Annotated in this window: 9 protein-coding genes; 3 read left to right on the forward strand and 6 right to left on the reverse strand. The window is 66.7% G+C overall.

What is annotated here, in order from left to right; translation table 11 throughout:
* Positions 1-6 precede the first annotated feature (6 nt).
* From ACREB7_RS05850 to ACREB7_RS05860, 3 genes are read right to left on the reverse strand one after another with little or no spacing between them, the layout of a single operon-like run.
* On the reverse strand, positions 7-1,485 hold the full coding sequence (locus tag ACREB7_RS05850; RefSeq protein WP_431591352.1) for a type II and III secretion system protein family protein: 1,479 nt from the start codon (positions 1,483-1,485) through the stop codon (positions 7-9).
* A gap of 1 nt (position 1,486) precedes the next feature.
* A complete protein-coding gene (gene cpaB / locus ACREB7_RS05855; RefSeq protein ID WP_431591353.1) occupies positions 1,487-2,524 on the reverse strand; it encodes a Flp pilus assembly protein CpaB in 1,038 nt (345 codons plus the stop codon).
* Between the two features lie 47 nt (positions 2,525-2,571).
* Positions 2,572-3,060, reverse strand: a complete 489-nt coding sequence (locus ACREB7_RS05860; protein WP_431591354.1) for an A24 family peptidase — start codon at positions 3,058-3,060, stop codon at positions 2,572-2,574.
* 95 nt (positions 3,061-3,155) lie between these two features.
* Here ACREB7_RS05860 and ACREB7_RS05865 point away from each other — a divergent pair, with 95 nt between their 5' ends.
* Entirely contained in the window at positions 3,156-4,286 is a 1,131-nt protein-coding gene (locus ACREB7_RS05865; RefSeq protein WP_431591355.1) for an NAD(P)/FAD-dependent oxidoreductase, read from the forward strand.
* A gap of 89 nt (positions 4,287-4,375) precedes the next feature.
* Positions 4,376-4,552, forward strand: coding sequence for a YegP family protein (locus ACREB7_RS05870; protein ID WP_082545046.1), 177 nt, complete (start codon positions 4,376-4,378; stop codon positions 4,550-4,552).
* 18 nt (positions 4,553-4,570) lie between these two features.
* Here ACREB7_RS05870 and rnhA read toward each other — a convergent pair whose 3' ends face one another.
* From rnhA to ispH, 3 genes are read right to left on the reverse strand one after another with little or no spacing between them, the layout of a single operon-like run.
* Positions 4,571-5,038 (reverse strand): ribonuclease HI, encoded by a 468-nt coding sequence (rnhA, locus tag ACREB7_RS05875; RefSeq protein ID WP_431591356.1) that lies wholly within the window; start codon positions 5,036-5,038, stop codon positions 4,571-4,573.
* Positions 5,035-5,997 (reverse strand): homoserine kinase, encoded by a 963-nt coding sequence (thrB, locus tag ACREB7_RS05880; RefSeq protein WP_431591357.1) that lies wholly within the window; start codon positions 5,995-5,997, stop codon positions 5,035-5,037. The genes rnhA and thrB overlap by 4 nt, the downstream gene beginning before the upstream one ends.
* Positions 5,997-6,983: a 4-hydroxy-3-methylbut-2-enyl diphosphate reductase gene (ispH, locus tag ACREB7_RS05885; RefSeq protein WP_431591358.1), complete on the reverse strand. Its 987-nt coding sequence runs from the start codon at positions 6,981-6,983 to the stop codon at positions 5,997-5,999. The genes thrB and ispH overlap by 1 nt, the downstream gene beginning before the upstream one ends.
* 148 nt (positions 6,984-7,131) lie before the next feature.
* Here ispH and ACREB7_RS05890 point away from each other — a divergent pair, with 148 nt between their 5' ends.
* Positions 7,132-7,803 carry a hypothetical protein gene (locus ACREB7_RS05890; RefSeq protein WP_431591359.1) on the forward strand — a complete coding sequence of 224 codons (672 nt, stop codon included), beginning with the start codon at positions 7,132-7,134 and terminating at the stop codon, positions 7,801-7,803.
* Positions 7,804-7,996 lie beyond the last annotated feature (193 nt).

Below are 7,996 nucleotides of genomic sequence, written 5' to 3' on the forward strand. Positions count from 1 at the left end.
AGCGCGTCACTTGATGCTGAAGCCCGGCGACACGTCCGCACCATCGCGCAGGCGATCGGCGTCGCCCGGCGAGGTGTCGAGGCGCGGCTTGGGCCGATCGCCACCGGTCACGCCGTTGCTCGTCTGATTGAGCAGCAGTCGCGACAGGTCGTTGGCGTCCCGATAGGCGTCGGTCGGCAGCTTGATGTCGTTCGCCGACACCGGCTGGACCAGATAGGGCGTCACGATGATCACCAGCTCGGTCTCGCCGCGGCGGAAGCTGTCCGACTTGAACAAGGTGCCGAGGATCGGCACGTCGCCCAGGCCCGGCATCTTGTCGATCGCGCCGATCGAGCGGTTGTTCATCAGGCCTGCGATCATAAAGCTTTCGCCTGACCCCAGCTCGACCGTCGTCTCGGCGCGGCGGATCGTCAGCGCGGGGATCTGGAAACCCTGCATTTCGATCGCGCCTTCAGTCGACAGCTCCGACACTTCGGGGCGGACACGCAGGCTGATGCGGCCGTTCGACAGCACCGTCGGCGTATAGGCCAGGCTGACGCCATATTTGCGATATTCGATCGTCGTCGCGGCGAAGTTGCCGGGGATCGGGATCGGGAATTCGCCGCCCGCCAGGAAGTCGGCGGTTTCGCCCGAAATCGCGGTCAGGTTCGGCTGCGCCAGCGTCGCGACCATGCCCGAGCGTTCGCCCGCATCGAGCGAGGCGATCAGGTCGAGGCCGAACAGGCGTCCGGCGCCGGCCAGGCTGCGCGTTCCTGACGGGGTCGTGATGTTATAGGTGGTGTTCCCGTTCGCATCGGTCGTGATCGAACCCGCCGAGCGGCCACCGAACACGCCGCCGAGAAAGCCGTTGCCCATCGGACCGTCGGTGTCGCGCGTCAGCAAATTGCCGCTGATTTCCTTGACCAGCGAGCGGTTCACTTCCGCGATGCGGACCTGCAGGTTGACCTGCAGCGGCGTCGCGGTGCGCAGGCGCGAGAGCACTTTGGTCTGGTCGCCGACGAAGGCCTGTACCAGCCGTTCGGCCTCGGCCGCGTCGTCGGGCGACTGGACGGTGCCGGTGAGCAGCACGAAGCCGTTCATCGTGTTCGCGGCGATCGTCGCTTCGGGCATCGCCAGCGAGAGCATCTGATCGATGGTCTCGATATTGTTGCCGACGCGGGCGACGGTCGAATAGACAACCCGGCCGCTGGCGTCGGTCGCATAGATGCTCGTCTCGCCCGGCTTCTTGCCGAAGATATAGAGCTGGCGGCTCGAACGGACCTGGACGTCGGCGACGTCGTCGTTGGCGACGAAGACGTCGGTCATCGCGGCGGGCAGGCTGATCAGCCGGCCGCGACCGACCGACAGGTCGACGCTGCTGCTGGCGTTCTGGACCGCCTGCGCCATCGCCTGATGGGCGGGGGCGGTTACCAGCGTGGCTGCGATCAGGCCGATGGCCAGGGTGCGGGCCAGCGCGGTCGCCTTATACTTGGGTTTGCTGTTCATCTTACTTACCCCCAACCGGCACTTCGGTGACCTTTTCGCCGCGCGTGACGCGGACGACGGGACCTCGCGGCGCTGCCGGTGCGGCGCCCCCATAATTCGAGTTCTGCGCGCCGTAGTTGTTGGCGGGCTGCTGGCGCGGCGCCGAGACGCGGCCGCTGACCGGGACCCAGAAGCGCGACACGTCGCCGCCAGTCGTCGCCGACCCACGGCCTGCCGTCGGGCGCGCAGCGGCTTCGGCCATCATCTTTTTCTCGGCGGCGGTGCCGCCCTTGGTCGGGACATTGATTTCGCCCGATGCGATGGCGGCGTCGAGTTCGCCGGCGCTTTCGGCCAGCGGGCGCAGGGCGAGCGACAATTTGCCCATATCCTGTGCGACGGCGATCTTTTCGGCGATCTCCGGCGTCGCTTCGAGCGTCACCGAGCCAAAGGTGCGAACCGGGGTCTTGCCCGTTTCATCTTCGGCGTCATAGCGCTGGTCGGTGGCGAGCACGCGGACATTGCGGACGATCGTTTCGGCGGTGAACAGCTGGTCGTCGGGATAGGCGCTGCCTTCCTTGACCTTCAGTTCCTGCGCCAGCACGACGTCGACGCGGTCGCCCGGGAAGACGAAGCCGGCGACGCCCTGTTCCTGGCTGACCTTGACCGTCACGGCGCGCATGCCCGGGCCAAGCGCCGCGGCGAGGAAGCCGCGGTCGTCAGGATGGACGAGCGCGCCCTGCGTCAGCGGCTGACCGGCGGTGATAGGATAGCGGACGACGGTACCGACCAGCGTGTTCACGTCGGTCTTTTCTTTCAGGAAATAGGCCTTTTCGACCAGTTCCTTCGGCCAGGGCTGGAAACGGAAGCTGTCGGGACCGATAATGGTCCCGAGCGGCAGCTGGCGCGTGGCGACCAGGATCATCGGACCCTGGGCCTCGGGTGCTGCGGCAGCGCGTGCCTGCGGCGCCGATGCGCCACGCATCATCTGGTTGACCCCGAATGCGGCGCCGATCGCAATGACCAGCGCGCCGACGATCAGCATTATCTTTCGCGTATCCATGACGATTTTTCGCCTCCTGCACACGCCAGACGCGGCGGTGCTTGCCCTCAACTCGATGCGATAGACTGAAACTGGTTAAAATATTGTTGGTGAAGCGCCCAAAGCCCCGCAACGGCGATCGCGACGCCATAAGGAACCTCGACCGGCTTGTCGGACGGACGCATTTTGATGTGGATCAGCATGACGGCGGACAGGATGCCGCCGGCGATGGCCATGACCGTCAGTGTCGGCATGAACAGGGGCAGCGGGATCCACAGCATCATCGCGCCGATCATCTTGACGTCGCCGCCGCCCATGCCGCCGAGGAAGAAAAGCCCGGCGAACAGCAGGAAAACCAAGACTGCGGCGCCAATCTGGACCGTCATGTCGGGCCATGCCGACAGGCCGGATACGAGCCAGAAGGGGATCGCGAGTAGCGCGATGGTGCCGTTGAGGCCGTTCGAGATGGTGCGCGAGCGCAGGTCGCTGACGGCGGCGGCAATCACGAGCACGGCGAGCATCGCCATCAAGCCAAGAGAGATCGAGCCGCTGTCCATGGGCTTCCTCCTAGCCGGCATGGCTTACCAAATAGTAACCATGTCGGCGGCCAGGCGCGCTTGCATTCCGGGCATCACAGGATATGCGGCGACGCATGACCGGCGCGCTCCCTTCCGACATCGACGTCCTGATCGTCGGCGCCGGCATCGCGGGCGCCAGCCTCGCCGCCGCACTCGCGCCGCATCGCCGCGTTCTGATGATCGAGGCGGAGGATATGCCGGGCTATCACGCGACGGGGCGCTCGGCGGCTTTCTGGCAGGAAAGCTATGGCGGGATCGGCGTCCAGCCGCTGACCGCCGCGTCTTTCGACACGCTGATGAACCCCGATCCGGCCTTTTCGGACCATGCTTTCCTGTCGCCGCGCACCGCCGTGATGATCGGACGGCGCGACGAGGCGGCGGCGGTGGAGGGCTTTGTCGCCGAATTCGCGGCGCAGGGGGTGGAGGTGTCGCGTCTGTCGCCAGCCGCGCTCGCGGGCCACATACCCGGCCTGAATCGCGATTGGAGCGAGGCGGCGTTCGAGCCGTCGTGCCGCGACATCGACGTCGGCGCGTTGCATGCCGCCTATTTGCGCGCGGCCAGGCGGGCGGGGGCCGCATTGTCGGTCCGCGCGCCGTTGCTGTCCGCGCGGCGCACGCGTGACGGTTGGGCGATTGAAACCGGACAGGGGCCGCTTCGCGCCGCGATCATCGTCAACGCTGCCGGCGCCTGGGCCGATCATGTCGCGATCGCCTGCGGCGCGGCGGGGGTCGGGATCCAGGCTTACCGGCGGACCCTGGCGCAGGTCCGGCTTGGCGTGCCGACGCCCGCCACGCTGCCGCTGATCGGTCACATCGGCGGTGATTTCTATTTCAAGGGCGAGGGCGAGGGACGCATCTGGCTGAGCCCGCACGACGAAACGCCGAGCGATCCGTGCGACGCCGCGCCTGAGGAGATCGACGTCGCGCTCGCGATCGACCGGCTGCAGTCGGTTGTCGACTGGCCGATCGCGGCGGTGGAGCGCAAATGGGCCGGGCTGCGCAGCTTCGCGCCCGACCGGCTGCCGGTTTTTGGCCCGGACCCGCATGTGCCGAGTCTGGTCTGGTGCGCGGGGCAGGGCGGCTTTGGTATCCAGACTGCGCCCGCGATCGCGGCCTTGCTGGCGCGGCAGCTTGGTGCGCCCGCGCCCGGCGGGGCGCTTGGCGACATCGATCCAGCGCCTTATGCGCCGTCGCGCTTTGCCTGATAGCGTCAACGGCGCGCTTGCGCATGGCCGCTACCGGGCTAACATGGGTTAGCCGCACGGACCGGCGGCTGCATCATGGAGGACCCCCAATGGCCCATTATTTCGAAATCAAGAAGAACAAGGCCGGCGAGTTTGTCGCCTATTTCAAATATAACAGCGAAACCATGTTCTGGACCGAGGGCTATTCGAGCAAGGCGTCTGCGGTGAACGCCATCGAATCGATCAAGAAAAACGGTCCCGGCGCCGAAACCAAGGAAGCCGAATAAGCGATTGGGCGCGGGCGTTCAGCGCGCCCGCGCCTTTCGCATGATCTCCAGCGCGGCGTCGCTGGCCAGCTTGTCGGCGATCTCGTTGTCGGGGTGGCCGGCATGGCCCTTGACCCACAGCCAGTCGATCTGGTGTCGCGCCGCCTCGGCGACCAGCCGCTGCCACAGGTCGGCATTGGCGACGGGCTTTTTCGCGGCGGTCTTCCAGCCGTTCTTCTGCCAGCCGAAGACCCATTTGGTGATGCCGTCGCGGACGTAGACGCTGTCGGTCGACAGTTCGATCTTGCAGCCGCGCTTCAGCGCCGCCAGCGCCTCGATCGCCGCCATCATTTCCATGCGGTTGTTCGTCGTATCGGGCTCGCCGCCCGACAGCGTTTTCACGACATCGCCCCAGCGCAAAACCGCGCCCCAGCCGCCGGGGCCGGGATTGCCCTTGCACGCGCCGTCGGTCGCGACGATCACGGTCTTGCTGGTCGCGTCGGTCATGCGGCGGCGAAGAGGTCGCCGGCGTCGGCGGCCTGATAGCGACGGAGGCGTTCGAGGAAGGGCGACGGATCCTTGCGGGTGACCAGCGCATCGGCGGGCGTATGCACCCAATCATGGGCGCGGGTCAGCAGGAAGCGCAGCGAGGCGCCGCGTGCGAGCAACGGCAGCGCGGCCTGTTCGGCGTCGGTCAGCGCGATTTCGCGGGCATAGCCCGCCATCAGCGCCCTGGCGCGCGCCGCGTCGCAGCGGGTTCCGTCGGCCGAAAAGGTCCAGCTCGCATGGGTGACCGCGACGTCATAGGCCCGAAAATCGGTCGCCGCGAAATAGAAGTCGATCAGGCCGGTTACGCGCTCGCCGAGCATCAAGACATTGTCGGGAAACAGGTCGGCATGGATGACATGGGCGGGCAGGTCGGTCGGCCAATGCGCGTCGAGATAGTCGAGTTCGGCGGCGACGATCGCAGCCAGCCCCGGACGGACCGCATCGAGGTCGCCGGTCGCCTCAGCGATGGCGCGCCAGTGGCGATGACCCATGCTGTTTTCGCGCCCGCCGCTGTAATCCGCCAGGGCGCTGTGCATACCGCCGAGCGCCGCGCCCGCCGATGCACATTGCCCCGGCGTCGGGCGGTTCAGCGAAATGCCGGGCAGGAACTGGATGATGCACGCGGCGCGGTCCGAAATCTGCTGGATCGCGAGGCCGTCGCGATCGCGGATCATCGGCGGCACCGCACAGCCGCTCGCCGCCAGATGCGCAAGCAGGTCGACGAAGAAGGGCAGGTCCTCGACCTTCACCCGCTTTTCATAGAGCGTCAGGATGAAGCGGCCTGACGTGGTTTCGAGCAGGAAATTGCTGTTTTCCACGCCTTCGGCAATGCCCTTGCACGACTGGACGGTGCCGATGTCGTAACGGGCGACGAGCGCGGCAAGATCGTCGGGATCGACCCCGGTATAGACCGCCATCAGGCCGCTGCCGGCTCGAGCCCGCGCGGCAGCTTGAAGGTCATATTCTCCTCGGCGGTGATCACGACGTCCTCGACGATGCGGCGATGCGCGGCGACCGCGTCGATGACCTCGCGCACCAGTTCTTCGGGCGCGCTGGCGCCGGCGGTGATGCCAAGGGTGTCGATGTCGGAGAGCCAGGCGGGGGCGATGTCGCTGCCGCGCTGGACGAGATGCGCCGGCGTGCCCATGCGTTCGGCGACTTCGACCAGCCGCACGCTGTTCGAACTGTTGGGCGCGCCGATCACGATGACGCGGTCGCAGCGCCCGGCGATCGCCTTCACCGCCTCCTGGCGGTTCGACGTCGCGTAACAGATATCCTCGCCGCGCGGCCCGGTGATCGCCGGGAAACGATGCTGGAGCGCGGCGATGACGTCGCGCGTGTCGTCGACCGACAATGTCGTCTGGGTCAGGAAAGACAGCATTTCGGGATCGGGCGGCGCCAATGTCGCGACATCGTCGACCGATTCGACCAAGGTCATCGCGCCTTCGGGAAGCTGGCCGAGCGTGCCGATCACCTCGGGATGGCCGGCATGGCCGACGAAGATGATATGACGTCCGCTTTCATGCGCCCGCTCGGCCTGGCGGTGGACTTTCGACACCAGCGGACAGGTCGCATCGATATAGTCGAGCCCGCGCGCTTCGGCCTTGGCCGGCACCGCCTTGGGCACGCCATGCGCGCTGAACACGACGGGAACGCCATCGGGCACCTGCGCGAGCGATTCGACAAAAATGGCGCCCTTGGCCTTCAGCGCATCGACGACATAGCGATTATGGACGATCTCGTGCCGGACATAGACGGGCGCGCCATAACGCTCGATCGCCAGTTCGACGATGCGGATGGCGCGGTCGACGCCGGCGCAAAAACCGCGCGGAGCAGCGATCAAAACCGTCAGTTCCGTCGCTTCACCGCCTTTTGCGGGCGCCATGTCATGGGGTGCGTTCATCTCGCGGGCGCTCTAGCGCAGCGGCTGCCATGCGGTAAAGCAACTTCGCACCGTTGCGCCCCGTTCATCGCCCCGATAAGAAGCGGCGCGCATGGAGCAGGGATCAATCGCCCTCGTCGCTCCAGCCAAGTGGAAAGCCTTGACCATTATGATGCCCATTTCGTCCCCGTCGCGTAAGATTCTGGCTGTGCTGTTCGGCACGGCGGCCATGGCGACGGTTGCGGGCTGCGCAAAGGATAACGAGATCGATGTCGCGGGCGGCGTCGGCATCACCGCGACGCGGTCGGCCTGTCCGGCCGTGGCGGTGCCGCTCCACACCGGCGACGTCACCCTGTTCGACCCGGCCAGCAGCCGCGACGCATCGGCGATCGACGTCGTGGCGGCGATCACCAACGTCGTTCCGCAGTGCAACGACGGCGGCGAGAAGGTCTATCAGCTCGCCAATTTCGATGTCGTGGCGACGCGGCGCGACGCCGGTCCGGCGCGCTCGGTCACCATCCCCTATTTCTCGACCGTGGTGCAGGGCGGCACCGCCGTCGTCGCCAAGCGGCTCGGCAGCGTCACCGTCAGCTTCGCCGATGGCCAGACGCGCGGCACCGGCCATGGTCAGGCATCGGCCTATGTCGATCGCGCGGCGGCGACGCTGCCCGCCGACATCATGGAACGCATCACCCGCAAGCGCAAAGCCGGCGATCAGGACGCGGCAGTCGATCCGCTGACCATCCCCGAAGTCCGCACGGCGGTGCAGCGCGCCAGCTTTGAACTGCTTGTCGGTTTTCAGCTGACCCCCGACCAGCTCGAATATAACGTCCGACGATAGGCTTTGCGGCGGCGCGCTTCGCGCCGTTCGCTTCGCTTTGCCCTGCGGCGCGACCCGGCGACGCAGGGCTTTTCGCGTTGCCCAAGCTGCTATAGGGCGCGCGCCAGGACTTTGATCAAAGATAGGCCCCGATCGTGACCCTGTTCAGACGCTTTACCGACCATATCGGCTCTGACCTTGACGCGCTCGCCGC

The sequence above is a fragment of the Sphingopyxis sp. genome (assembly GCF_050725615.1).
Classification (GTDB): domain Bacteria; phylum Pseudomonadota; class Alphaproteobacteria; order Sphingomonadales; family Sphingomonadaceae; genus Sphingopyxis.

What these genes read in the sequence shown, in the direction of transcription:
- ACREB7_RS05850 (WP_431591352.1), bottom strand. Translation starts at nt 1,485, where the DNA reads ATGAACAGCAAACCCAAGTATAAGGCGACCGCGCTGGCCCGCACCCTG.
- cpaB (WP_431591353.1), bottom strand. Translation starts at nt 2,524, where the DNA reads ATGGATACGCGAAAGATAATGCTGATCGTCGGCGCGCTGGTCATTGCG.
- ACREB7_RS05860 (WP_431591354.1), bottom strand. Translation starts at nt 3,060, where the DNA reads ATGGACAGCGGCTCGATCTCTCTTGGCTTGATGGCGATGCTCGCCGTG.
- ACREB7_RS05865 (WP_431591355.1), top strand. Translation starts at nt 3,156, where the DNA reads ATGACCGGCGCGCTCCCTTCCGACATCGACGTCCTGATCGTCGGCGCC.
- ACREB7_RS05870 (WP_082545046.1), top strand. Translation starts at nt 4,376, where the DNA reads ATGGCCCATTATTTCGAAATCAAGAAGAACAAGGCCGGCGAGTTTGTC.
- rnhA (WP_431591356.1), bottom strand. Translation starts at nt 5,038, where the DNA reads ATGACCGACGCGACCAGCAAGACCGTGATCGTCGCGACCGACGGCGCG.
- thrB (WP_431591357.1), bottom strand. Translation starts at nt 5,997, where the DNA reads ATGGCGGTCTATACCGGGGTCGATCCCGACGATCTTGCCGCGCTCGTC.
- ispH (WP_431591358.1), bottom strand. Translation starts at nt 6,983, where the DNA reads ATGAACGCACCCCATGACATGGCGCCCGCAAAAGGCGGTGAAGCGACG.
- ACREB7_RS05890 (WP_431591359.1), top strand. Translation starts at nt 7,132, where the DNA reads ATGATGCCCATTTCGTCCCCGTCGCGTAAGATTCTGGCTGTGCTGTTC.